At 71.2% G+C, this 25007-nt stretch carries 19 protein-coding genes and 1 tRNA gene; 13 read left to right on the forward strand and 7 right to left on the reverse strand.

The window, feature by feature from the left end; all coding sequences use genetic code 11:
- Positions 1–2: 2 nt before the first annotated feature.
- Together Q5762_RS28090 and Q5762_RS28095 are read left to right on the forward strand one after the other, a co-directional pair.
- The gene (locus Q5762_RS28090; RefSeq protein ID WP_315895045.1) at positions 3–593 is read left to right on the forward strand and encodes a TetR/AcrR family transcriptional regulator; all 591 of its coding nucleotides are present in this window, start codon (positions 3–5) and stop codon (positions 591–593) included.
- A gap of 54 nt (positions 594–647) precedes the next feature.
- Positions 648–1931, forward strand: coding sequence for an SGNH/GDSL hydrolase family protein (locus tag Q5762_RS28095; protein WP_315895046.1), 1284 nt, complete (start codon positions 648–650; stop codon positions 1929–1931).
- Positions 1932–1982: 51 nt separating this feature from the next.
- On the opposite strand, the gene mfd is transcribed toward Q5762_RS28095, so the two are convergent.
- Together mfd and Q5762_RS28105 are read right to left on the reverse strand one after the other, a co-directional pair.
- The gene (mfd, locus tag Q5762_RS28100) at positions 1983–5516 is read right to left on the reverse strand and encodes a transcription-repair coupling factor (protein WP_315895047.1); all 3534 of its coding nucleotides are present in this window, start codon (positions 5514–5516) and stop codon (positions 1983–1985) included.
- A 238-nt stretch (positions 5517–5754) separates the two neighbouring features.
- Positions 5755–6150 (reverse strand): peptidase inhibitor family I36 protein, encoded by a 396-nt coding sequence (locus Q5762_RS28105; RefSeq protein WP_315895048.1) that lies wholly within the window; start codon positions 6148–6150, stop codon positions 5755–5757.
- Positions 6151–6284: 134 nt separating this feature from the next.
- Between Q5762_RS28105 and Q5762_RS28110 the strand changes: the two genes are divergently transcribed.
- Positions 6285–7877: an MDR family MFS transporter gene (locus Q5762_RS28110; RefSeq protein WP_399495279.1), complete on the forward strand. Its 1593-nt coding sequence runs from the start codon at positions 6285–6287 to the stop codon at positions 7875–7877.
- Here the strand turns inward: Q5762_RS28110 and Q5762_RS28115 are convergent.
- The 3 genes from Q5762_RS28115 to Q5762_RS28125 all read right to left on the reverse strand — a co-directional run bounded on the left by Q5762_RS28115 (position 7865) and on the right by Q5762_RS28125 (position 12675).
- Entirely contained in the window at positions 7865–8932 is a 1068-nt protein-coding gene (locus Q5762_RS28115; RefSeq protein ID WP_315895050.1) for a cellulose-binding protein, read from the reverse strand. The two genes, Q5762_RS28110 and Q5762_RS28115, sit on opposite strands and share 13 nt — an antisense overlap.
- 106 nt (positions 8933–9038) lie before the next feature.
- A complete protein-coding gene (locus Q5762_RS28120) occupies positions 9039–11669 on the reverse strand; it encodes an SUKH-4 family immunity protein (RefSeq protein ID WP_315895051.1) in 2631 nt (876 codons plus the stop codon).
- A 7-nt stretch (positions 11670–11676) separates the two neighbouring features.
- Positions 11677–12675: an SMI1/KNR4 family protein gene (locus Q5762_RS28125; protein WP_315895052.1), complete on the reverse strand. Its 999-nt coding sequence runs from the start codon at positions 12673–12675 to the stop codon at positions 11677–11679.
- A 253-nt stretch (positions 12676–12928) separates the two neighbouring features.
- On the opposite strand from Q5762_RS28125, the gene Q5762_RS28130 reads away from it, so the two are divergent.
- Positions 12929–13441, forward strand: a complete 513-nt coding sequence (locus Q5762_RS28130) for a YwqJ-related putative deaminase (RefSeq protein WP_315895053.1) — start codon at positions 12929–12931, stop codon at positions 13439–13441.
- Positions 13442–13451: 10 nt separating this feature from the next.
- Positions 13452–13943 (forward strand): SUKH-3 domain-containing protein, encoded by a 492-nt coding sequence (locus tag Q5762_RS28135; RefSeq protein WP_315895054.1) that lies wholly within the window; start codon positions 13452–13454, stop codon positions 13941–13943.
- A 258-nt stretch (positions 13944–14201) separates the two neighbouring features.
- Here Q5762_RS28135 and Q5762_RS28140 read toward each other — a convergent pair whose 3' ends face one another.
- Positions 14202–15536 carry a histidine kinase gene (locus Q5762_RS28140; RefSeq protein WP_315895055.1) on the reverse strand — a complete coding sequence of 445 codons (1335 nt, stop codon included), beginning with the start codon at positions 15534–15536 and terminating at the stop codon, positions 14202–14204.
- Positions 15537–15690: 154 nt separating this feature from the next.
- Between Q5762_RS28140 and Q5762_RS28145 the strand changes: the two genes are divergently transcribed.
- The 8 genes from Q5762_RS28145 (at position 15691) to Q5762_RS28180 (ending at position 22180) form a co-directional block, all read left to right on the forward strand.
- A complete protein-coding gene (locus Q5762_RS28145) occupies positions 15691–16563 on the forward strand; it encodes a helix-turn-helix domain-containing protein (protein ID WP_315895056.1) in 873 nt (290 codons plus the stop codon).
- 11 nt (positions 16564–16574) lie between these two features.
- Positions 16575–16645 (forward strand) — tRNA-Gln (locus tag Q5762_RS28150).
- 109 nt (positions 16646–16754) lie between these two features.
- On the forward strand, positions 16755–18200 hold the full coding sequence (glmU, locus tag Q5762_RS28155) for a bifunctional UDP-N-acetylglucosamine diphosphorylase/glucosamine-1-phosphate N-acetyltransferase GlmU (RefSeq protein WP_315895057.1): 1446 nt from the start codon (positions 16755–16757) through the stop codon (positions 18198–18200).
- A 121-nt stretch (positions 18201–18321) separates the two neighbouring features.
- On the forward strand, positions 18322–19296 hold the full coding sequence (locus Q5762_RS28160; protein WP_315895058.1) for a ribose-phosphate diphosphokinase: 975 nt from the start codon (positions 18322–18324) through the stop codon (positions 19294–19296).
- A gap of 241 nt (positions 19297–19537) precedes the next feature.
- The gene (locus tag Q5762_RS28165) at positions 19538–20134 is read left to right on the forward strand and encodes a 50S ribosomal protein L25/general stress protein Ctc (protein WP_315895059.1); all 597 of its coding nucleotides are present in this window, start codon (positions 19538–19540) and stop codon (positions 20132–20134) included.
- Between the two features lie 126 nt (positions 20135–20260).
- Positions 20261–20857: an aminoacyl-tRNA hydrolase gene (gene pth, locus Q5762_RS28170; RefSeq protein ID WP_315895060.1), complete on the forward strand. Its 597-nt coding sequence runs from the start codon at positions 20261–20263 to the stop codon at positions 20855–20857.
- A 51-nt stretch (positions 20858–20908) separates the two neighbouring features.
- Positions 20909–21352 carry a hypothetical protein gene (locus Q5762_RS28175; RefSeq protein ID WP_315895061.1) on the forward strand — a complete coding sequence of 148 codons (444 nt, stop codon included), beginning with the start codon at positions 20909–20911 and terminating at the stop codon, positions 21350–21352.
- A gap of 96 nt (positions 21353–21448) precedes the next feature.
- Complete coding sequence (locus tag Q5762_RS28180) at positions 21449–22180, forward strand: LPXTG cell wall anchor domain-containing protein (protein ID WP_315895062.1); 732 nt, start codon at positions 21449–21451, stop codon at positions 22178–22180.
- An 87-nt stretch (positions 22181–22267) separates the two neighbouring features.
- On the opposite strand, the gene ppc is transcribed toward Q5762_RS28180, so the two are convergent.
- On the reverse strand, positions 22268–24997 hold the full coding sequence (gene ppc / locus Q5762_RS28185) for a phosphoenolpyruvate carboxylase (protein WP_315895063.1): 2730 nt from the start codon (positions 24995–24997) through the stop codon (positions 22268–22270).
- Positions 24998–25007 lie beyond the last annotated feature (10 nt).

A 25007-nucleotide genomic window follows, 5' to 3' on the forward strand; every position in this document is an offset into this window, starting at 1 on the left:
CCATGACCACTCGGCGCACCTATCACCACGGCGACCTGCGGCAGGCGGTGCTCGGCGCCGCTCTGGACGTCATCGCCACCGACGGCCCGTCCGCGCTGAGCCTGCGCGACCTCGCGCGCCGCGCGGGCGTCTCGCACGCGGCCCCGGCCCACCACTTCAAGGACCGCGCGGGACTGCTCACGGCCGTCGCGGCCGAGGGCTTCGGGCTGCTCGCGGAGGCACTGGGCGAGGCGGCGGACCTGAGGGACGCGGGGGTGCGGTACGTACGCTTCGCCACCGAGCACCCGGCGCACTTCCAGGTGATGTTCCGGCCGGACCTGCACCGGCCCGACGACCCGGAACTGCTCGCCGCCAAGGAGCGGGCCGGTGACCGGCTCCGCGAAGGCGTCGCGGGCGTCGCGGGCGTCGCGGGCTCCTCGGGCTCCTCGGGCGGCACGGCGGACAGCCGCCTCGCCGGGGTCGCCGCCTGGTCGCTCGCCCACGGTTTCGCGACGCTGCTGCTCAGCCACAACCTCGTGGGCCCGGTCGGCGACCGGGATCCGGAGGAGGTCTTCCGTACGCTGGCGGGACTGCTGTTCGCGACTGACGACTGACCTGTCGTCACCACCCGGGGAATAGCCGGAGCCCTCCTCCGATTGATCACGTACATGACGACCAAGACGACCAGGACCGCCTCAACAACGACCGTACGACGCACGACCGTTGCCCTCGCGACCGCCGCCGTCCTCACCGCGCTCCAGCTCGGCGGCGCCGTGGCGTCGGAACAGCGGCACGAGAGCGGCCCGTGGCGCGGCGCCTGGGCCACCTCGCCGCAGTCCCCGACCGCGCCCTTCGGGCCCAACTGGTCGGAGCAGGGCTTCTCGAACCACACGGTCCGCCAGGTCGTCCGGGTCACCACCAGCGGCACCAAGGCCCGGATCGAGCTCTCCAACCGCTACGGCACCACCCCGCTGCGGATCACCGGCGCGACCGTGGCCCGCACGGACAAGGGCGCCTCGGTGAAGGCCGGTTCGGTCCGTCAGCTGTCCTTCGGCAAGGGCCGCTCGGTGACGATCCCGGCCGGCGGAACGACGTACAGCGACGGCGTACCGTTCGCCGTGAAGGCCCTGGAGTCGGTGACCGTCACCCTCTACCTGGCCGCGCCCACCGGCCCCGCCACCTTCCACACCTTCTCCAGCGCGACCAGCTACCGCGCGGCCGGCGACCACCGCTCCGACCGGGACGGCACGGCCTTCACGGAGACCAGCGACTCCTGGTACTACCTCTCCGGCGTCGAGGTGAGCGGCGGCGCGGCGGCCCGCCGGGACGGCATCGTGACGTTCGGCGACTCGATCACCGACGGCGTCGGCTCGGGCCTGAACGCGAACAACCGCTACCCCGACGAGCTGGCCGAACGCCTCGCCGCGGCCGGCAAGCCGCGCAGCGTCCTCAACCACGGCATCGGCGGCAACCAGGTCGTCAACGACACGACCTGGGCGGGCGAGAAGGGCATCGAGCGCTTCAAGAAGGACGTCCTGACCGAGCCGGGCGTGCGCACGGTCATCGTCCTCGAAGGCATCAACGACATCGGCGGCAGCGGCCCGGCCTTCCCCGGCGGCCCCACCGCCGAGGTCTCGGCCGAGCGGCTCATCGAGGGCCACCGCGAGCTGATCCGCCAGGCACACGCCAAGGGCATCAAGGTCGTCGGTGCGACGCTGACCCCGATCAAGGGCTCGTTCTACGAGTCCGAGACCAACGAGGCGAAGCGCCTCGCGGTCAACGAGTGGATCCGCACGTCCGGTGAGTACGACGAGGTCGTCGACTTCGACCGCGCCCTGGACCCGAAGGGCGAGGGCGTGATGCTCCCCGCGTACGACTCGGGCGACCACCTGCACCCGAGCGACGCCGGGTACCGGGCGATGGCGGAGGCGCTGGACCTCGACGAGCTGTGAGGCGGTACGGGGCGGGTGTCGGCCACCCGCCCCGTCAACCCCGTAACCCTGCTACGACCCCAGGATCGTCGCCAGGAACTCGCCCGTCCACGCCAGCAGTTCGCGTCCTACCACCGGCTTCCCGCCGATCTTCCCGCTCGTCGGACGCGGCACCAGGATCTGGTGGACGGCCGACTTGATGACCGTACGCGGGTACAGGCGCTTCAGCCGCAGCTCCTGCGACTCGCGCAACTCCACCGGCGCGAAGCGGATGTTCGGGCCCTGCAGGACGATCTCGCCGACCCCGCACGCGCGGGCCAGCATCCGCAGCCCGGCGACCAGGAGCAGGTTCTCCACCGGCTCGGGCAACTTGCCGTAGCGGTCGGTGAGTTCCTCCCGTACCGCCTTCACGTCCTCCTCCGTGTTGGCGGAGGCGATCGCGCGGTACGCCTGGAGGCGCAGCCGCTCGCCCGGCGCGTAGTCGTGCGGGACGTGCGCGTCGACCGGCAGCTCGATCTTGACCTCCAGCGGCGCCTCCTCCTCGACCCCGCCGTCGACCGCGGCGCGGTAGTCGGCGACCGCCTCGCCGACCATGCGGATGTACAGGTCGAAGCCGACACCCGCGATGTGGCCGGACTGCTCGCCGCCGAGCAGGTTGCCCGCGCCTCGGATCTCCAGGTCCTTCATCGCCACGTACATGCCCGCGCCCATCTCGGTGTGCTGGGCGATCGTCGCGAGCCGCTCGTGCGCGGTCTCGGTCAGCGGCTTCTCCGGCGGGTAGAGGAAGTACGCGTAACCCCGCTCGCGTCCTCGGCCGACGCGGCCGCGCAGCTGGTGCAGCTGCGACAGACCGAAGTTGTCGCCGCGCTCGACGATCAGCGTGTTCGCGTTGGAGATGTCGATACCGGACTCCACGATCGTCGTGGAGACGAGGACGTCGAACTTCTTCTCCCAGAAGTCGACGACGACCTGTTCGAGCGCCGACTCGGGCATCTGGCCGTGAGCCGTGGCGATCCGGGCCTCCGGGACGATGTCCCTCAGGCGGGCCGCCGCCCGGTCGATGGACTCGACCCGGTTGTGGATGTAGAAGACCTGGCCCTCGCGCAGCAGTTCACGGCGGATCGCGGCGCCGAGCTGCTTCTCCTCGTACGGGCCGACGAAGGTGAGCACCGGGTGCCGCTCCTCCGGCGGGGTGGTGATCGTCGACATCTCACGGATGCCGGTCACGGCCATTTCGAGCGTACGGGGGATGGGGGTGGCGGACATCGTCAGGACGTCGACGTTGGCGCGGAGCTTCTTCAGCTGCTCCTTGTGCTCGACGCCGAACCGCTGCTCCTCGTCGACGATGACCAGACCCAGGTCCTTGAACTTCGTCTCGGCGGAGAACAGCCGGTGGGTGCCGATGACGATGTCGACCGAGCCGTCCCGCAGCCCCTCCAGCGTCGCCTTCGACTCGGTGTCCGTCTGGAAGCGGCTCAGCGCCCGCACCTTCACCGGGAACTGCGAGTACCGCTCCGAGAACGTGCCGAAGTGCTGCTGCACCAGCAGGGTCGTCGGGACGAGGACGGCGACCTGCTTGCCGTCCTGGACGGCCTTGAAGGCCGCGCGGACCGCGATCTCGGTCTTGCCGTAGCCGACGTCGCCGCAGATCAGCCGGTCCATCGGGACCGTCTTCTCCATGTCCTCCTTCACCTCGGCGATGGTGGACAGCTGGTCGGGCGTCTCCACGTACGGGAAGGCGTCCTCCAGCTCGCGCTGCCAGGGGGTGTCGGGGCCGAAGGCGTGACCGGGGGCCGCCATCCGGGCCGAGTACAGCTTGATCAGGTCGGCGGCGATCTCCTTGACGGCCTTCTTCGCGCGCGCCTTGGTCTTCGTCCAGTCCGCGCCGCCGAGCCGGTGCAGGGTCGGCGCCTCGCCGCCGACGTACTTCGTGACCTGCTCCAGCTGGTCGGTCGGGATGTAGAGCCGGTCGCCGGGCTGGCCGCGCTTGGCGGGGGCGTACTCCACGAGGAGGTACTCGCGGGTGGCGGCCTGGACGGTCCGCTGGACCATCTCGATGTACCGGCCTACGCCGTGCTGCTCGTGCACGATGTAGTCGCCGACCTCCAGGGTCAGCGGGTCGATCGTCTTGCGGCGCTTGGCCGGCATCCGCTGGCCGTCCTTGCCGGCCGCCTTCTGGCCGGACAGGTCGGTCTCGGTGAGGACCGCGAGTTTGAGGGCCTGGTCGATGAAGCCGTAGTCGATGGAGCCGGTCGCCACGTGCACGACGGACGGGGCGATCTCGGCGAGGTCGGCGTCGAGGCGGGCGGCGATGCCCTCGCCGCCGAGGACCTCGACGGTGCGGGTCGCCGGGCCGTGCGCCTCGGTGACGTAGACCGTGCGCCAGCCGTCGGCCAGCCAGCCCTTGGTGTCGGCGAGCGCGCGGGCGGTGTCGCCTCGGTACGTCTCCGGGGCGTGCATGCCGAGCTTGATCGTGTCGTCGTCGTGCTCCTCGTCGGAGGCGGCGAACGGGGAGACCGACCACCACATCATGTCGAGCTCGCGGGCCCGGTCCCGTACGTCCGCGATCCCCCAGAGGGAGGCCGCGTCGACGTCGATGGGGGCCTCGCCGCCGCCGGCCGTGGCCGCCCAGGAGGCCTGCAGGAACTCCTGCGACGTCGCCACCAGGTCGGCGGCGCGGGTACGGACCCGCTCGGGGTCGCAGACCACGGCCATGGAGCCCTTGGGCAGCACGTCGAGCAGCAGCTCCATGTCGTCCACGAGGACCGGGGCGAGGGACTCCATGCCCTCGACGGCGATCCCCTCGGCGATCTTGCCGAGCAGTTCGCCCAGCTCGGGGTGCTCTTCGGCGAGCGCTGCGGCGCGGCGCTTCACCTCGTCGGTGAGGAGCAGCTCGCGGCAGGGCGGGGCCCACAGGCCGTGCTCGGCGACTTCGAGGGAGCGCTGGTCGGCGACCTTGAAGTAACGGATCTCCTCGACGTCGTCGCCCCAGAACTCGATCCGGAGCGGGTGCTCCTCGGTCGGCGGGAAGACGTCCAGGATTCCGCCGCGCACGGCGAACTCGCCGCGCTTCTCGACCAGCTCGACCCGGGAGTACGCGGCGGCCGCGAGCCCCTCCACGATCTCGTTCAGGTCGGCGCTCTGGCCGGTCCGCAGGGCCACCGGCTCCAGGTCGCCGAGGCCCTTGACCTGCGGCTGGAGCACGGAACGTACGGGTGCGACGACGACGGAGACGGGTCCTGCGGACGGGTCGTCGGGGGTCGGGTGCGCGAGGCGGCGCAGCACGGCGAGGCGGCGGCCGACGGTGTCGGAGCGGGGCGAGAGCCGCTCGTGCGGGAGCGTCTCCCAGGAGGGGTAGTCCACGACCGTGTCGGGGTCGAGGAGGCTGCGCAGCGCGGCGGCCAAATCCTCGGCCTCCCGCCCGGTCGCGGTGACGGCGAGCACCGTCCGCCCCGCGTCGCGCGCGAGCGCGGCGACGGCGAAGGGCCGCGCGGCGGGCGGCCCGACCAGGTCCACGTGCGTGCGGTTGCCGTCGGACGCGGCCTTGACCGCTTCGGCGAGCGCGCCGTCCTTGACGACGACATCGAGCAGACCGTGCAGGCTCATGGAGCTTTCCATCCCGGTGGGTTTACGGCAGCGGGCAACGCGAACAGCCCGACACGTCGCACGGGCCGGGTGGTCCCGGCGCGACGGCCGGGGGTTCCCCAGCCTACGTACGAGCCGGGGCTCCCCCAGCCTACGACGTGGTCGGGGCATCGGCGTCGCGGAAGCCTCCTCCGTAGAGCCGGAAGGAGGGCCGGGATGCCCCGGCCCTCCTTCCGTCCCCCGGATCAGTGGAGACGTGTCAGCACTCGCCGCCCCACCGCACGTGGTTCAGGGTCACGCTGCCGCGCAGGATGAAGGTGGTACCCGTCGTGCTGCCGCCCTCCGGGTGGTGCAGACAGCCGTTCGAGGTCTGTCCGTGCGTCCAGGTGGCCCCCCACCGGACGTGGTCGGCGCCGGGGTCGGCCACGCCCCTGTTGGCGATGGACATGCCGTTCGCCGAGTAGAGGTTGGAGAGGTTGCCCTTCGACTTCCACTTGGGCGGGCCGGAGAACGACGTGTTGCTCCAGACGCACACGTACTCGCGGGGGCAGTCGGAGACCGCCGCGGACGCCGACGGCGCCATCACGAGCCCCGTGACCGAGAGTCCGAGCGCGCTCGCACCGACGGCGATTCGACGCAGAATGTCCCGCTTCACCAGGACCCCCTCGTGACCGACTGTGACGCCTCCGGGCGTAATGACAGGAACGCGCCATGTGACCCTCAGGCCTCCGAGGCACTAGGGGTTCTCCCCCCGGGGGTTCGAGTGGGAGGCTGTGCCGACAGATTTAGATGTACGAAGCATCGGACGAGGGGGCCGGGGTGTCGGGCACGACCACGCGGCAGGCCGCAGCACAGCCGACGACTCCGCGCGGACGCGGACCGGTCGTCGCGGCGCTGATGCTGGGGATGGCACTGGCCGCGCTCGACGGCACGGTCGTCTCGACCGCCGTCCCCCAGATCGTCGGCGACCTCGGCGGCCTGTCGATCTTCTCCTGGCTCTTCTCCGGCTACCTGCTCGCCGTCACCGTCACCCTGCCGGTGTACGGGAAGCTCTGCGACACCTTCGGCCGCAAGCCGGTCCTGATCGCCGGAACGATCCTCTTCCTCATCGGCTCCCTGCTCTGCGCGGCGGCCTGGAACATGGGCTCCCTGATCGCGTTCCGCGTCGTCCAGGGCCTGGGCGGCGGCGCGCTCCAGGGCACCATCCAGACGATCGCGGCGGACCTGTACCCGCTGAAGGAACGCCCGAAGATCCAGGCGAAGCTGTCCTCGGTCTGGGCGACCGCCTCGGTCGCCGGCCCGGCGGCCGGCGGCCTCCTCGCCGGCTACGCGGACTGGCGCTGGATCTTCCTGATCAACCTGCCGGTGGGCCTGGTGGCCCTGTGGCTGATCGTCCGGTACCTGGTGGAACCGGGGCGGCCGGAATCCGGTCCTGGGGCGGGCTCCCGGAAGGTGTCCGTCGACTGGGCGGGCGCGGTCGCCATCTTCGCGACCGGCACCCTCCTGCTCACCGCCCTCGTCCAGGGCGGAGTCGCCTGGCCCTGGCTCTCCGCACCCTCCCTGGGCCTGTTCGCCGCCACGCTCGCCCTCGCCGGGGTGACCGTCCTCATCGAGCGCCGCGCCGCCGAACCGATCATCCCCGGCTGGATCTGGCGCCGCCGCACGATCTCCGCCGTCAACCTGGCCATGGCCGCACTCGGCCTGCTGATGGTCGCCCCGACGGTCTTCCTGCCCACCTACGCCCAGGCCGTCCTCGGCCTCGGCCCGATAGCCGCCGGCTTCGTCCTCTCCGCGATGACCCTCAGCTGGCCCATCTCGGCGGCCTTCTCCAACCGGGTCTACAACCGCATCGGCTTCCGCCTCACCGCCGTCACCGGCATCTCCGCCGCCCTGCTCGTCCTCCTCGCCTTCCCCTTCCTCCCCTTCCCCGGGGAACCCTGGCAGCCGACCCTGCTGATGTTCCTGCTCGGCGGCGCGCTCGGCCTCTTCCAGCTCCCGCTGATCGTCGGGGTCCAGTCGACCGTCCCCTACGAGGAGCGCGGCACGACGACCGCGTCCGTCCTCTTCTGCCGCCAGGTCGGCCAGAGCGTCGGCGCGGCCCTCTTCGGCGCGATCGCCAACGGCGTCCTCGCCTCCCGCCTGGGCGCCGACGCCGACCTCGACAGCCTCGCCTACGCCCTCGACCACGCCGACGACGCCCTCCGCCGCGCGGTCGACGCGGCCGTCGACTACGTCTACCTGGGCGCGGCGGGGGCGGCGGCCCTCGCCCTCCTGGTGCTGCTGACGCTGGCACCGCGCCGGTTCCCGGTCCTGAAGGAACACAAGGAACAGCAAGAAACTCAGGAACCCAAGGAACTTGAGGAGCGGGGTCAGTCGGCCTGACGTCCGTCACCGTCCTCCGACTCCGGGGTCTTCGGATCCGGCGTTTCCGGATCCTGCGTCTTCGGATCCTGCGTCTTCAGATCCGGGGTCTTCAGATCCGGGGTCTTCAGATCCGGGGTCTTCAGATCCGGGGTCTTCAGATCCGGGGTCTTCGGATCCGGGGTCTTCAGATCCGGCGTCTCCGTGCCGCCTTCGGGGGCGGCCCCACGGCCCGTCAAGGTCGCCAACGCGGTACGGATGTGCTCCATACGCGCGCGGATCTCCTCGCGCGCTTCCGCGTGCTCCCGCAGCACGCGCTCCGTCTCCCGCTCGATCCGTTCGCGCTGCGACCGTGCCTCCACGAGGAGCTCCGCCGCCCGGGCCTCCGCGTCCTCCTGGCCGTGGCGGGCCTGCTCGTCCGTCCTGGCGAGGGCGCGTTCGGCCTCCGCCACATGGGACCGCGCGGCGCCGACGAGTTCCGCGTGGCGGGCGCCCAGTTCGGCGGCGCGGGCCGTCGCCGCCCGCTCGGCCTCCTCCCGTACCGCCGTCTGCTCGGCGCGCTGGGCCTCAAGCAGCACCGCCGCCCTGCGCGCCGTTTCCTCGTAGTCCTCCCGTGCGCCCGCCCGCTGCTCCTCCGCCGCGCGACGGGCCGCCGTCCGTGTCACCTCGGCCGCGTCGAGGATCGCGTCGAGGGACTCGGTGGCGGCGGACTCCGCCCGCGCCCGCACCTCGTCCGCGTACGCCCGCACCGCCTCGGCCGCCGACCGGGCCGCCTCCTCCACCTCCGCCACGTGGGCCTGCGCCCGCGCCTCCGCGGCGCGTACGAGGCTCTCGCCCTCCGCCTCCGCGAGTTCGAGGATTCTCCGCGCCCGCTCGCCGAGCGACTCGTACCGCTGCGGCGCCAGCGCCTCGACCTGCGCCCGCAACCGGACCGCCGCCGCCGCCATCTCCTTCGCGAGAACCGTCAGCCGGGCCGCCCGCTCCCACGCGGCGTCCCGTTCGTCGGAGAGCGCGGCGAGACGACGGTCGACCTGTTCGGGGCGGTAACCGCGCCCCCGTCCGGCGGCGAAACCCATCCCTGACGCCCCTTCCGTAATGGCTCAAAAGCCAGGATGCGTCATCAGGCACGACAAAAGGCGCCCGACGTGTCGTCCACATCGGGCGCCTTTGATCTCATTCGGCCTACAGCAGGCCGTCCCACATCTGCTCCAGGAGCACCGACCACCAGTTCTCCGGAGACGCCAGTGCCGCCGGGTCCAGCATCGCCAACTGCGCCTGGAAGTCGACCGTCCAGCGGCCCGCCTGCTCGGGGTTGAGCCCGAACCGCAGCCGCCACATCCGGCCGAGCAGCGCCATCGAACGGGCGAACTCCGGCAGCCCGCTGTTCACGAACTGCGGCGGCACCGGCGCACCCCCCGGACCGGCCTCGACCGGTACGGCCACGATGTGCGCGGTCCCGTACTGGACGCAGAGCGCCCGCCCGAAGTCCGAGCCGATCACCAGGTACGAACCCGCGTCCGACGCCGGCTGGACCTGCCGCTGCGCCGCCAGCTCCGCGAGCGTCGGCACCACCGGCTGGGCCGGCTGCGCCCAGAAGAACGGACCGAAGTCGGCCGGCAGACCCGCCCATACGAGCGTCAGCGCGACGATCTCGGGCACGCCCTGCCGGGACACGCCCCGCTGGTCGAACCGGCAGACACCGGGCCCGAAGGCACCGGCCATCTCCTGCGCGATCCCCTCCGGGGGGATCGGCGGCGCGGGCTGCATCTGCGGCAGCGGAGCCCGTACCGGCGCGGGCCGGGCCGGACCGTCCGCGACCTGATGCAACTCGCCCTGGTGGGTGAGGAGTTGCCGCATACCCTGCTGACGGCCCGCGTGATCCCGGCCGTACGGCGCGATGTTGGTGATCCGCGCCTGCGGCCAGGTCTCCCGGATCATCCGGGCACAGTAACCACCGGGCAGCTCGCAGGACTCCAACTCCGTGTGCAGTTCGAGCACTTGCTGCGGCGGCACGTTCATCGCGCGCAGCTCGTGCAGGATCTGCCACTCGGGGTGCGGAGTACCGGGAGCGGACCGGCGGATGATCTGCGCCTCGGAACCGTCCGGCGCGCGGTACCGCAGCACGGCCTGGTAGCCGGGACCGACGGTCGGCTGACCGGTCGGCTGCTGCGGATAGCCGTACGCGGGCGGCGCCTGCGGCGCACCCTGCAGGGACGGCGGCGGTCCGGGCGGAGCCGGCGGCCCACCCGGGCCACCCGGGCCCGGCTGCGCCAGCATCGTCGCCGCGTGGTGCACCCCACCGGGCGGGGTCCCGGGCGTGCCGGGTGCGCCAGGCGCACCGGGCGGTCCAGGCGGGACGGGCGCGCCGGGCCCGGGCTGCGCGAGCATCGTCGCCGCGTACGCGACACCGCCACCGGCACCGTCGGACCCGCCCGGCACTCCGGGCGCGCCGGGCATGCCCGGCGGCGCGGGCGGGGGCGGCGGCGTACCCGGCCCACCCTGACTCGGGTGCGCGAGCATGGTCGCGGCCTGGTGCACCGGCTGCGGAGGCGTGGGCGGAGCGGGAGCGCCGGGAGGGCTGGGGGGACCGGGCGGGCCGGGCTGGCCGGGCGGGCCGGGCGGGCCGGGAGGCTGGGGGCCGTCGGGTCCGAGCTGGGACACCAACTGCGTCCGTACGTACCCACCCGGGGGCGTACCGGGAACCCCCGGCGCCTGCGGCGGCGGAGGGGGATTCCCCCCGCTGCCCCGCGCCCCACGCGGCGGCAGCACGGCCTTGCTCGTCGCCGCATCGGCGATGTCCCCGGACCCGGCCATGGAGCCGGACCCTGCCATGGGCCCGGACCCGGGAACCCCGGGCGCGGGCGGCGGCGTGGGCGCGCCGGGGGCGGGCGTGTCCCCGGGCGCACCGGGCGCCGGAGGAGCGGCGGGAGGACCCGGCGCGTACGGCTGCGCGTACGGAGGCGCGTCGGCGCCGGGCGGCGGCGGGGCGTTCGGGTCGAGGGCCTGGGCGATCGCCGTCGGCGGCAGCGCGCTGCCGCCCGACATCAGGGCCGTCGGCGCGTCCGCGCCCACCACGGGAAGCGGCGTGTCGTCGTCGTCCGCGCCCGACAGGGCCGGCGCGAAGACCGTCGCCGGCAGCGGTACGGACCCGTCCGCACCGCCCGAACTCGCGTTGGCGTCCGCCCACGGGCTGCTGCCCACCGGCGACTTCGCCGTCGGCTCGTAATCGACCGACCGCCGCTCCGACGCCCCGGCGGCAACGGGGGGAACCGGGGCCACGGGGGCAACAGGGGCAACGGGGTCGGCGCCCGCCTCGGCCTCCGTCTCCACCGCCGCCCTCGCCTCCGCCTCCGGGGACGGCGAAGCGTCGGCCGTGGCGTCCGGCGTCGACGAACTCCCGCCCGCCTGCGACGCGTTCGGGCCCTTCGGCTCCAGGCCCAGCTTGTCCGCCGCGTCCTGCAACCACTCCGGCGGGGTCAGCAGGAACGACGTCGCGTTCAGATCGACCCGTTCCGGCGGCGCGGGCGGCGCGCCCGCACCCGGCTCGTCCTCGACAGCGCCGTACTCCTCCTCGTACCGCCGGATCACCTCACCCACCGGCAGCCCCGGCCACAGCGTCGCCTCGCCGCTGTCCCGGGCGATGACCAGCCGCTGCCGGCCGCCGTCCGAGACCGGACCGCCCTCACGGTCCTCCGCCCAGACCACGAACCCGAGCCCGAACTCCCGCACCCGCACCTCCCGGTGCTGGTACGACGGCACATCACCGTTGATCCATTCCTCGGCGCGCTCCTGCGCCTGCGCGAACGTCACCACAGCCAGTTCACTCCCCCACCGGGACCACGGGCACGGCGCGCGCGAAGCCGCCGTCCACCATCAGGTTCGCCACCGTCTCCAGCTCCGGCGGATTGCCCGCGAGCCGCTGCAGGAACGCGTCGAAGTCCTCGCCGCACGGCAGCAGCAGCCGCTCCACGCGCTCGCCCACACTCCACCGCCCGGCCGCCTCACCGGCGTCCCGGGCGTCGTCGTAGGCGCAGAACCACACCGTCCCGACCCGGTCACCCTTGACCTTCACCGCCAGGATGCCGCCCTGGACGAAACCGACGCCCAGATAGTCCTTCGTCAGGTGGTCGCGCAGACACTTGTTGACGTAGACGAGGTCATTGACCCCCGCCTCATCGCGCACCGTGAAGAACGGCTGGTCGAGCAGCAGCCCCAGCTCCGCGTCCAGCGCGGCGCCGACCGGCGCGCAACCGCCCGCGGCCTTCAGGAAGGAGCGGTACGCGCCCGGCAGGCGGTACCCCAAGTCCTCCTCCACACCGAGCAGTTGCTGTTCGGTCACCGACACCAGACCCTTCGGCAGCCCGAAGTGGGCGGGGCGGGTCTCCTGGAGCGGGCGCGTGCCGCGCTTGCCATGCTCGACGGCGGCCGTCGCGATCCCGCCGTGGTGCCGCAGCAACGCCTTCACCTCGACCGGGACCAGCTCCATCCGCCGGCCGCCCGCCACGTGGTGCCAGGTCCAGCCGTGCGGGGTCGCCACCGGCGGAATCGTGTCCCACAGCTCGTGCCCGGTCGCGGCGAGCGCCGCGTTCGCCGACACGTAGTCCGTCAGCCGCAGCTCGTCGACGCCGAAACCCTCCGGCGGATCGGCGATCTCCGCCGCCGCCCTGGCGTACGGCGAGAAGTCCGGATAGCCGTGTTCGTCCACCCGCACCCCTCTGGGGTGCCGGGAAGCCCGGACCGGGTCCGGGAAGTGCACGACCTGCCCGGCGTAAGCCGCGTTCGGTGGCGCGGCGTGATGCCCGAGCCGACCTGTCGTCATGGCGGTTGCCCCCTGCGCTGGCTGCTGGCTGATTCCGCACAGCCTATGCGGTGCCACAACCCCCCGACCCGGCCCGATCCCCCCGCCCACCCCACGGCCACAACCGGTGACCAAGTGTCACGACGGGATGACACCCCGGCGATAGTTACGACACACCGACGACCCGATCGAGTACCCCGCTTCCACATGAGGCGTCCCATTTGGCACTCTGTTCCAGCAACTCGGGGGATTGCAGGAGGGGAAGAAACGCACCATGTACGCAGCACCGACGCCCACGCAGGGTGACCCACGCCTCAACTGGAGCAGCACCGAGCCCAGCCGCGCCCCGTTACTGCGCTTCCGCCGCGACGGCATCCTCCCCACCGTCGGCGCCGCACTGTCCGTACGGGGCGAGACCACCCTCACCTGCACCGCCGGCCGCGGCGACCAGCCGCCCACCCTGCACGCGCTCGTCCAGGACTTCCTGGACACCCTCACCAGCGGCCAGCGCGAACGCTTCACCGGACGCTGCCCCGAGGCGATCCTGCTCTCGCGGCACCTCACCGCCACGGAGACGGGCCGCTCCAAGCGCGCGCAGCGCAAGCCCCTCACCCAAGGCGAGGCACGGCGCTCGCTCAAGCACGCCAAACTCACGGCGCGCCGCATCCGCGAGGACGGCGACCCGCTGCACGGCAGCTACGCCGCGCCCTGCCGCTCCTGTACGGCGATGCTCGCGCACTTCGGTGTCCGCACCGTCGACCCCACCTCGACTGTCGAGAACGGCTGACCGCACCTTCATGCCCGACCACCTGAGCACCACCCGCTTCCCGGTCAACGTCGACGCCGCCCTCCGCGAAGCGGGCTGGCAGCCCGGCCGCTGGGACATCAAGCTCGCCGAACAGTGGGCCGACGCGCTCCGCGCCCACGTCTCCCCCGGCGGCCACCGGCACAGCGTCTTCCCGGCGGCCGTCGAGGCATGGGCCGAATTCGGCGGACTCCACGTCACGGCCCCCGGCACGGGCCGCCAGATCGCCCCGGCCACCCTCCACTTCGACCCCCTGGCCGGCCTCCACCTGGCCCGCACCCTGTCCGACCTCGGCCGCGCCCTGGACACGGAGATCGCCCCCCTGGGCGAGGAGGGCGAACACCAGGCCGTCCTCGCGATCGACATGGAGGGCCGGGTATACGGCCTCGACCACACCGGCGACTGGTTCCTCGGCCGCGACATCGACGCGGCCCTGTCGACACTGGTCACGGGAACACAGCCGACGAGGTTGGTGACGGGCTAGAAACGGCGGGCGGGGGATCCGATATCCCGGATCCAGGAGATTGGATCCGATATCCAAGATCCAATGCCGCGGACGGCCGCCCACATCGGATCCAATATCCGGGATCCACCCCGAACAGAAGACGACGCCATCGGATCCAATTCCGGGCACCAATACCTTGGATCCAAAATCCTGGATCCAATACCCCTGACCAACGCCTCGGACCCCACGCCGTGGATCCAATGTCCTGGATCCCATATATCGGATCCGATATCCGAGCTACGCCGCCGGCTCCCCCACCGGCAGCACCGCCGACACCCGGAACCCGCCCCCGTCCGTCGGTCCCGACACGAACACCCCGCCCAGCCGCGTCACCCGCTCCCGCATGCCGACCAGGCCGTTACCGCCACTCGGCAGATGCGCGTCCGCGGCCTCCGCGTCCGACGGGCCGTTCTCGACCTGCATCGCGACCTCCGCCTCCCGATGCGCGAGCCGGACCACGACCTTGGCGCCCGCCGCGTGCTTGTGCACGTTCGTCAGCGCCTCCTGGACCACCCGGTACGCCGTGCGCTCCACCTCCGCCGCGTACACCCGCGCCTCACCCAGCACCGTCAGCTCCACGACCGCACCCGCCTGCCGCGACTGCTCGACCAACTCCTCCAGCGCGTCCAGACACGGCCCCTCCTCCGACGCCGCCTCGGCAGCGGCCGCAGCCGCCCGCCCGACCGCAGCCAACGGAACCGGCGACGCCGCCACCGCGGGAGACTGCGCCGCACCCTCCCGCAGCACCCCCAACATCTCCCGCAACTCCGTCAACGCCTGCCGCCCCATGTCACCGACCAGCGCCGCGTTCTTCACCGCCTTCTGCGGATCCTTCAACGCCACCGCCTGCAACGCCGCCGCATGCACCACCATCAACGACACCCGGTGCGCCACCACGTCGTGCATCTCCCGCGCGATCCGCGTCCGCTCCTCCTGCCGCGCCCACTGCGCCCGCTGCTCCGCCCGGTCCGCCAGCAGCGACAACTCCTGCTCCAGACTGTCCGCACGCTCCCGCAGACTCTCCATGAGCCGGCGCCGCGCCCCTATGTACAGGCCGAACAGAACCGGAGGCGCGTTCAGCCCCAGGGTCAGGAAGATCGAGACGACCGGGATGTACCAGTCACTGGGATCGAAATCCGGCTGCCCGGCATCGGCCTGCGCCACGTCCTGCCGCACCCGCAGCACCGTCACCAGAAAGACGGCGACCGTCGACATACCGGCCAGCGCGGCCGTGATCCGGCGGGGCACCTCGGAAGCGGCGAGCGTGTACAGCCCGACGATCCCCATCAGATAGCCCATCTCGGCGGGCGTCACCGCGATCGAGACAAGGACCACGACCATCGGCCACCGGCGCCGCACGAGCAGCACGGAACCGATGATCAGCCCGAACAGCACCCCCAGGGGCACCGGCAACCCCGCCTTGTCGGCGAAGGCGACCCCCTCGATCCCGCACTCCAGCGACGACACGGCCGCCAGGCCTATGTCGAGCACCGCGCTACGCCGTCTTCCCCACCACCACCGGCCGCTGGGCGTCATGCCCGTCGCGTCCTGGTGTGCCCCCGTTGCGGTCATGCCCACCAGCGTACGGGCGGCGGCCAGTCATTTTCCGAAGAGTGCGCGACGCCGAACCGCCGCACGTCAACCGCGTACACACACCAGTCCCTCGAACTACTGAATCGCCCAGGCTTTCGACCCGGACGTCCGCATTCCGGACGACGGTGTTCATATGACATCCACCACGAGCAGGTACGCGGACTTCGAGAGCCTGCGCGAGCAGGCGATCGCGTTACGCCGCGAGGGCCTCAGCCTGCGCCAGATCCGCGACCGCCGCGGCATCCACAACAACGACATCCTGAACCGCCTCGTGAAGGGAGAACCGCCCCCGGACTGGACCAAGCGCCCGAACGCGAAGGACGACCTCCGGGCCCGCGCCCGTGAGCTACGGGCCCAGGGCATGACGTACGACCAGATCCAGGTCGAACTGGGCTGCTCGAAGAGCTCGATCTCCCTGTGGGTCCGCGACCTCCCGAAACCGGAGCGGAAGCGTACGCGCGAGGAGGCGTCGGCGATCGCCCGGCGGGGATGGGAGGTCACGCTGCGGCGACGCGAGGAGGAGCGCTGCCGGACCAAGCAGATGGCCGCCGGCGAGATCGGCGCGGTGACCGACCGCGAGCTGTTCCTGCTGGGCGTCGCGCTGTACTGGGCCGAGGGAACGAAGTCCAAACCTCACCGCCGCCAGGAACGAATCACCTTCGTCAACAGCGACCCGAACATGATCAAGCTCTTCCTCGACTGGCTTCGACTCATCGGCGTCGAGGACGAGCGGTTGCGCTTCTACGTGCACATCCACGAGACGGCCGATGTCGGGGCAGCGGAGCGCTTCTGGGCCGAGCTGGTCGGCATGGGCGCCGCCTCCTTCAACAAGACCTCGCTCAAGAAGCACAACCCGAAGACCAACCGCAAGAACACCGACGCGGAGTACCGAGGCTGCCTGGTGATCCAAGTCCGCCAGAGTGCAGAGCTCTACCGTCGCGTCGAAGGCTGGTGGTACGGCATAGTAGGGGCTGCTCCGGCATCCCCCTCGGGAAATCGGACATAGAGGGCGAACCATCCCGGATCGTCTAAAGGTAGGACAAATGGTTTTGGTCCATTGAATGAGGGTTCGAGTCCTTCTCCGGGAGCTCGCTAGGTTCGGGTCCTGACCTCACCGTCAGGACCCGCACTCATGTCCGCCCCAAAACCCCCCGGTATCCTGCGGGTGTCCACCACCCGAAGCCGAAGGGCATTCCCGTGAGCGCCAACCGCCCGGCCGCCGTCGTCGTCCTCGCAGCGGGTGAGGGCACCCGCATGAAGTCGAAGACCCCCAAGGTCCTGCACGAAATCGCCGGACGTTCCCTTGTCGGGCACGTCGTGTCCGCCGCGCGTGAGCTGGCGCCCGAGCACCTCGTCGTGGTCGTCGGGCACGCCCGTGAGCAGGTCACCGCGCATCTCGACGCGCACTACGCCGGTACCCGTACCGCCGTCCAGTACGAGCAGAACGGCACCGGTCACGCCGTCCGTATGGGTCTCGAGGAGCTGGGTCAGGCGCCCGACGGAACCGTCGTCGTCGTGTGCGGCGACACGCCGCTGCTTTCCGGGGAGACCCTGAAGGCCCTCGCCGGTACCCACGCCGCCGACGGCAACGCCGTCACCGTGCTGACCGCCGAGGTGCCGGACTCCACCGGCTACGGGCGCATCGTCCGGGACGCCTCGGGTGCCGTGACCGCGATCGTGGAGCACAAGGACGCCTCCGACGAGCAGCGCGCCATCATGGAGATCAACTCCGGCGTGTTCGCGTTCGACGGGCGGCTGCTCGCCGACGCGCTCGGCAAGGTGCGGACGGACAACAGCCAGGGCGAGGAGTACCTCACCGATGTGCTGTCGATCCTCCGCGAGGCCGGTCACCGGGTCGGCGCCTCCGTCGCCGGCGATCACCGCGAGATCCTCGGGATCAACAACCGGGTGCAGCTTGCCGAGGCGCGCGCGCTGCTCAATCAGCGGCTCCTTGAGCGGGCCATGACCGCCGGTGTCACGGTCGTCGACCCCGCCTCCGTCTTCGTCGACGTCACCGTGACGTTCGAGCGGGACGCCGTCATCCACCCGGGTACGCAGCTGCTCGGCGCGACGCACATCGGCGAGGACGCCGAGGTCGGGCCGAACACGCGGCTGAAGGACACGCGGGTCGGCAAGGGTGCCCGGGTGGACAACACGGTCGCCGACTCCGCCGTCATCGGTGAGAGCGCCTCCGTGGGGCCGTTCGCCTATCTCCGTCCGGGGACGAATCTCGGCCTGAAGGCCAAGGCCGGGACGTATGTGGAGATGAAGAACGCCACGATCGGCGAGGGGACGAAGGTTCCGCACCTCTCCTACGTGGGCGACGCGACCATCGGCGAGTACACGAACATCGGCGCGGCGAGCGTCTTCGTGAACTACGACGGTGAGGCGAAGCACCACACCACGATCGGGTCCCACTGCCGGACCGGGTCGGACAACATGTTTGTGGCACCCATCACGATCGGGGACGGCGCGTACACCGCTGCCGGCTCCGTCATCACGAAGGACGTGCCGGCCGGTTCGCTCGCTGTCGCCCGTGGCCAGCAGCGGAATATCGAGGGTTGGGTGGCGCGGAAGCGTCCGGGCAGTGCTGCCGCGCAGGCAGCTCAGGCCGCCGCTGAGGAGCCGGCCGGCGAAAGCTGACCGGAAACAGGTGCGTCGAACTCGGCGTACCGTGATACGTGCACATAAATTCGGCTGGCTCGCACACGCGCACGGGAGCGCGGGATTCGCGGCCAGGGGACACGTCTGAGGAGACAGTGCTGTGACCGGGATCAAGACGACCGGCGAGAAGAAGCTGATGCTCTTCTCCGGCCGCGCCCACCCCGAGCTGGCCGAGGAGGTCGCACACCAGCTGGGTGTCGGCCTCGTGCCGACCAAGGCTTTCGACTTCGCGAACGGCGAGATCTACGTTCGTTTCCAGGAGTCGGCTCGTGGCGCGGACTGCTTCCTGATCCAGAGCCACACGGCTCCGATCAACAAGTGGATCATGGAGCAGTTGATCATGCTCGATGCTCTGAAGCGGGCCTCCGCGCGGAGCATCACCGTGATCATCCCGTCGTACGGCTACGCCCGTCAGGACAAGAAGCACCGTGGCCGTGAGCCGATCTCGGCCCGTCTGGTGGCGGACATGCTGAAGACCGCGGGTGCGGACCGCATCCTCACGGTGGACCTGCACACGGACCAGATCCAGGGCTTCTTCGACGGCCCGGTGGACCACCTGTCGGCGCTGCCGGTCCTCGCGGACTACGTGGGCGGCAAGGTCGACCGTTCGAAGCTGACGATCGTCTCCCCGGACGCCGGCCGTGTGCGGGTGGCGGACCGCTGGTGCGACCGTCTGGACGCGCCGCTGGCGATCGTGCACAAGCGTCGTGACAAGGACGTCGCCAACCAGGTGACGGTCCACGAGGTCGTCGGTGACGTCCGTGGCCGTGTCTGTGTCCTGGTGGACGACATGGTGGACACGGGTGGCACGATCTGCGCCGCCGCCGACGCGCTCTTCGCGCACGGTGCCGAGGACGTCATCGTGACGGCCACGCACGGCATCCTGTCGGGGCCGGCCGCGGACCGTCTGAAGAACTCCAAGGTGAGCGAGTTCATCTTCACGGACACGCTGCCGGTGCCGGGTTCGCTGGACCTGGACAAGATCACGGTCCTGTCGATCGCGCCGACGATCGCGCGTGCGGTGCGTGAGGTGTTCGAGGACGGTTCGGTGACGAGCCTCTTCGAGGAGCACTGACAGTCTCACCGACAGTCTTTCGACGAAGGTCCGCTTCCCTCGGGAAGCGGGCCTTTCTCGTGCTCCGGGTGATCCAATTGGGTGGTGGCGCGGGTGGCCGGTAGACTGCCGTAGTTGCTCGGCGAGGGAGGCCGTACCCGGTGAGGTACGGCGGTCCGTTATCGACGCGCTCTTCGTAGCAGGCCACCGCCAGTCGTGGCCGGGTGACAGCCACGTTCGTCACCATCTACGAGGAGTGCACATGTCCGAGATCAAGCTCGCCACCGAGACCCGCACCGACTTCGGCAAGGGCGCCGCGCGCCGCGTCCGCCGCGAGAACAAGGTTCCCGGCGTTCTCTACGGTCACGGCACCGAGCCGGTCCACGTCACCCTGCCGGGCCACGAGCTGCTGCTCGCCCTGCGTACCCCGAACGTCCTGCTCTCCCTGGACATCGAGGGCAAGAACGAGCTGGCGATCCCGAAGGCCGTCCAGCGTGACGCGATCAAGGGTTCCCTGGTCCACGTCGACCTGATCCTCGTGAAGCGCGGCGAGAAGGTCACCGTCGAGGTCGTCATCGAGACCGAGGGTGAGCTCGCCCCGGGTACCTTCCTCGTCGAGAACGTGCTGAACACGCTCTCCGTCGAGACCGAGGCCACCCACATCCCCGAGTCCGTCACGGTCTCCATCCAGGGCCTGGAGGCCGGTGCCTCCATCCTCGCCAAGGACATCGCGCTGCCGAAGGGCACCACGCTGGTGACCGACGCCGACGCCGTCGCCATCCAGATCCTGGCCGCGCAGGCCGAGGAGCCGGCCGCCGAGGGTGCCGAGGGCGAGGCCACCGAGGGCGCCGAGGCCTGAGCCGTAGGCTCTGCCTGACGTGACGGGGTGATGGGCCGTGCGGCCCGTCACCCCGTTTCTTCTGCACGCATACGTGTACGCATCCGTGTACGCATCCGTGTACGCACACGAGGAGACCAGACGCACATGACGGACGACGCGAACGCCCCCTGGCTGATCGTCGGCCTCGGCAACCCGGGGCCCGATTACGCGGCCAACCGCCACAACGTGGGTTTCATGGTGGTGGACCTGCTCGCCGACCGGATCGGCGGCAAGTTCAAGCGGGCGCAGAAGGCGCAGGCGCAGGTCGTCGAGGGCCGGATGGGTCCGGTCGGGCCGGCCAACCGCCGGGTGATCCTGGCGAAGCCGATGTCGTACATGAACCTGTCGGGCGGTCCGGTGACGGCACTGCGGGACTTCTACAAGGTGCCGACGGCGCACATCGTGGCGATCCATGACGAGCTGGACATCGACTACGGGGTGCTGCGGGTGAAGATCGGCGGTGGCGACAACGGTCACAACGGCCTGAAGTCGATGACGAAGGCGATGGGCGCGGAGTACCACCGGGTGCGGTTCGGCATCGGTCGTCCGCCGGGCCGGATGCAGGTCGCGGACTTCGTCCTGAAGGACTTCTCCTCGACGGAGCGCAAGGAGCTCGACTACTTCGTGGACCGGGCGGCGGACTCCGTCGAGTGCCTGGTGGCGGAGGGTCTGGAGCGCGCGCAGTCGGCGTACAACTCCTGACATTTCTCCTGGCCACCGACGGTTCGCGGTACGACTGTACGATCGCGGGTCATGACGCACGCCCGTAACGCCGCCATGGCCCTGGTCGCCCTGCTGCTCCTCGTCGCGGGAGCCTGGTCGTCGTGGGGGACGGCGCAGCATGTCCTGCTGTCCAAGGGCCGTGAGCACGGCACGTTGGCGGTGACCGGCTGCAACGAGGAGACGTGCAGCGGCCGTTATGTGCCGTCCGGTCCTCCGTCGGTGCACACGACGCTGACCATCGACCGTTCGGTGGCGGCCGCCAAGGGGCAGACGCTGCCGGTGGTCGTGAAGCCGGGGACGAGCGAGGCGGTGCGTACGGGGTGGGGCGGCGGTCTGCACGCCTGGCTCCCGCTGGGCGGGGCGCTGCTGTTGGCGGCGCCGTTGATCGGGGGCGGGTTGCGGCTGACGCGGACGGCGTGGTCGATGGCGGGTGTGGGTGCCCTGTTGCTGGTGGGGACGTTCTTCGCTCTCTGATTGTTATGACCCGTGGGTTAAACGTGACTTAAAGAGGCGGATAGGCTTCGGCCGCCGCCCCCCACGGCATCCCTCATCCCAGATGGACGACTGCACATGCGACGATCCCTCATTCCCGCCGGCGCGCTCATCGCGGCCATGGCGGGCTCTCTCGTGCTGGCCCCGGCCGCTTCGGCCACGGGCAAGCAAGGCGACAACGGCACCGTGAAGATCCACGACGCCAAGACCGGCGAGGAGCTCCGTAAGAACGAGCCCAAGGTCTGCGCGTTCTACCTCGACGCCTTCGGCTTCGACGCCGGCCAGAAGGTCAACTGGCGCATCGAGGCCTGGGCCAACAACGACCAGGACAAGGGCACGACGGTCAAGTCGGGCCTCATCACGCTCGACGCGGACGGCCAAGAGCGCACCGAGGACATGACGCTCCCGAACGGCCAGTACAAGCTGTTCTGGAACTGGGAGGGCGAGAACGGCCGGGCCAAGCACAAGGTCTTCAAGACCGACTGCCCGCCCGGCGAGCCCACTCCCGGCGAGACGCCGGGCACGGAGACCCCCGGGACCGAGTCCCCCGGTACCGAGACTCCCGGCACGGAGACCCCGGGTACGGAGAACCCCTCCGGCACCCCGAGCGAGTCGGCGACTCCCGGCACGCCGGGCAGCACCGAGACGCCCGGCGCGGCCCCGTCCGCCTCCACCGGTACCGACTCGGCCACCGGTGACCTCGCCGAGACCGGTTCCTCCGCGCCCGTCGGCATCATCGCCGCCGCGGCCCTCGCCCTCGCGGGCGCCGGTTCCGTCCTGGTCCTGCGCCGCCGCAAGGCCCAGGGCTGAACCCCGTAGGAACCACGTACCAACGACGGTGCCCCTGCCCGAATCCATGGATTCGGGCAGGGGCACCGTCACGTACGGGCCAGGCGTTCAGCCGGTGTTGCGCAGGCCGGCCGCCACGCCGTTCACCGTGAGCAGCAGGGCCCGGGCGAGCAGCGGGTCCGGGTCCTCGCCGCGCTCGGCGGCGGCCCGCTGGCGGGCCAGCAGGGCGACCTGGAGGTACGAGATCGGGTCCAGGTAGGCGTCGCGGATGCCGAAGGTCTGCTGGAGCACCGGGTTGGCTTCCAGGAGCGTCTGGCCGCCCGTCACCTTCAGGACCTCGGCGACGGTGAGCGCGTGCTCCTCCTCGATGGTGGCGAAGACGTGCTTGAGCTCGTCCGGCACCAGCGTGTCGACGTAGTGGCGGGCGATCCGCAGGTCGGTCTTGGCGAGCGTCATCTCGACGTTGGCGAGGAAGTTGCGGAAGAAGTGCCAGCGCTCGTACATCTCGCCGAGGACGGCGTCGAGGCCTGCCTCGCGCAGGGCCTTGAGACCCGATCCCACGCCGTACCAGCCGGGGACGATCTGCCGGGACTGGGTCCAGCCGAACACCCACGGGATGGCGCGCAGGCCGTCCAGGCCCGCGCCGGAGTCCGGGCGGCGCGAGGGGCGTGAGCCCAGGTGCAGGTCGGCGAGCTGGTCGACCGGGGTCGCCGCGAAGAAGTACGACGGCAGGTCCGGGTCCTCGACCAGACGCCGGTACGCCGTGTGGGCGGCGTCCGAGACGGTGTCCATGGCCGCGTCCCAGCGGGCGAGGGCCTCGTCGGACTGGCGCGGCGCGGTGTGCAGGGCGGAGGCCTGCAGGGTGGCGGCGACGGTCAGTTCGAGGTTCTCCCGGGCCAGGGACGGGATCAGGTACTTGTCGGAGATGACCTCGCCCTGCTCGGTCACCTTGATCTCGCCCTCCAGGGTGCCCCAGGGCTGGGCGAGGATCGCGTCGTGCGAGGGGCCGCCGCCTCGGCCGACGGTGCCGCCGCGGCCGTGGAAGAGCCGGAGGCGTACGCCGTAACGGTGGGCGACGTCGCGCAGCCGGCGCTGGGCGCGGTGGATCTCCCACTGGCTGGTGGTGATGCCGCCGAACTTGGAGGAGTCGGAGTAGCCGAGCATGACCTCCTGGACGTCGCCGCGCAGCGAGACGAGGCGGCGGTACGAGGGGTCGGCCAGCATGTCGTTGAGGATGACGTCGGCGGCCTTGAGCTCGTCGGTGGTCTCCAGGAGCGGCACGATGCCGATCTTGGCCCAGCCGGCGTGCAGGTCGATGAGGCCGGCCTCGCGGGCGAGGACGGTGGCGGCGAAGACGTCGTCGGCGCCCTGGCACATCGAGATGATGTACGACTCGATGACCTCGGGGCCGAACCGCTCGAAGGCCTCCTTGACGGTGCCGAACACGCCGAGGGTCTTCTGTCCGGCGGCGTCCAGCGGGGCCGGGGTGGGGCCGAGCGGGCGACGGGACCGCAGCTCCTTGGCGAGCAGCTTCTGCCGGTAGTCGCGGGGCATGTCCGCGTACCGCCAGGACTCCTCGCCGAGCCGGTCGAAGAGCTGGCCGAGCGCGTGGTGGTGGGCGTCGGCGTGCTCGCGGACGTCCATGGTGGCGAGCTGGAGGCCGAACGCGGACAGGGTGCGGATGGTGCGGTCCATCCGGCCGTCGGCGAAGAGGCCGCCGCGGTGCTCGCGCAGCGAGGTCTGGATCAGGGTGAGGTCGTGGATCAGCTCGGCGGTGCCGAGGTAGTCGCGGCCTTCCTGGTGCGGGGTGCCCTGGGCGAGGCGCTCGCGGGTGTTGACGAGCTTCTGCCGGATGCAGGTCGCCTTGAGGCGGTACGGCTCCTCGGCGTTGAGCCGCTTGTAGCGGGGGCTGATCTCCGGGAGGCGCTCCAGGTCGCGCTGGAGGGAGGTGAGGAGTTCCTCCGTGGCGCCGGTGTAGCGGATGGAGTTGGAGAGCAGGCCGCGCAGGAAGTCGACGAGTTCGAGGGCGTCGGTGATGCCGTGCTCGTGCTGGAGGATCAGCACGTCCCAGGTGACCTGCGGGGTGACGTTCGGGTTGCCGTCGCGGTCGCCGCCGATCCAGGTGCCGAAGGTCAGCGGGCGGGTGCCGGCGGGCAGCTCGATGCCGACGCGCTCCAGCTCGGCGGCGAGGTCCTCCAGGACGTCGCCGACGGCGCCGGCGTGCAGCTCGTCGAGGTAGTAGATGGCGTTGCGGGCCTCGTCGGCGGGCTCGGGGCGGACGACCCGGAGCTCGTCGGTCTGCCAGATGAGGTCGATGTTCTCGGCGAGCCGCAGGTCGACGCGGCGCCGGTCGGCCTCGATGACCGGGGTCTCCAGGAGCGCGGCGATCCGGCGGAGCTTGTTGAGGACCGAGCGGCGGGCGGCCTCGGTGGGGTGCGCGGTGAAGACCGGCCGTACGTTGAGGTTCCGTACCGTGTCGCGGACGTGCTGCGGGTCGCCGTCCTTGAGCATGTCGGCCGTACGGGCGAGCAGGCCGCCCTCGGCGGCGCGCTTCTCGCGCATCTCGCGGCCGCGGTGCACCTGCTCGGTGACGTTGGCCAGGTGGAAGTAGGTGGAGAAGGCGCGCACCAGCTTGGTGGCGGTCTCCAGGTCGGTCTCGCCGAGCAGCTCGGCGGCGGCCTCGCCGTCCTCGCGGGTGAGCCGGCGGACCTTCTCGACGAGGTCGAGAAGCTCGTGTCCCTCCTGGCGGACGAGCGTCTCGCCCAGCAGATCGCCCAGTCGGCGGATGTCGGAACGCAGCTCGGCACTGGCGGTGGGGGTCTGGTCGGCACTGCTCACAGGTGCGGCT

Origin of the sequence: Streptomyces sp. P9(2023), from assembly GCF_032436795.1 — a bacterium.
Taxonomy (GTDB): domain Bacteria; phylum Actinomycetota; class Actinomycetes; order Streptomycetales; family Streptomycetaceae; genus Streptomyces.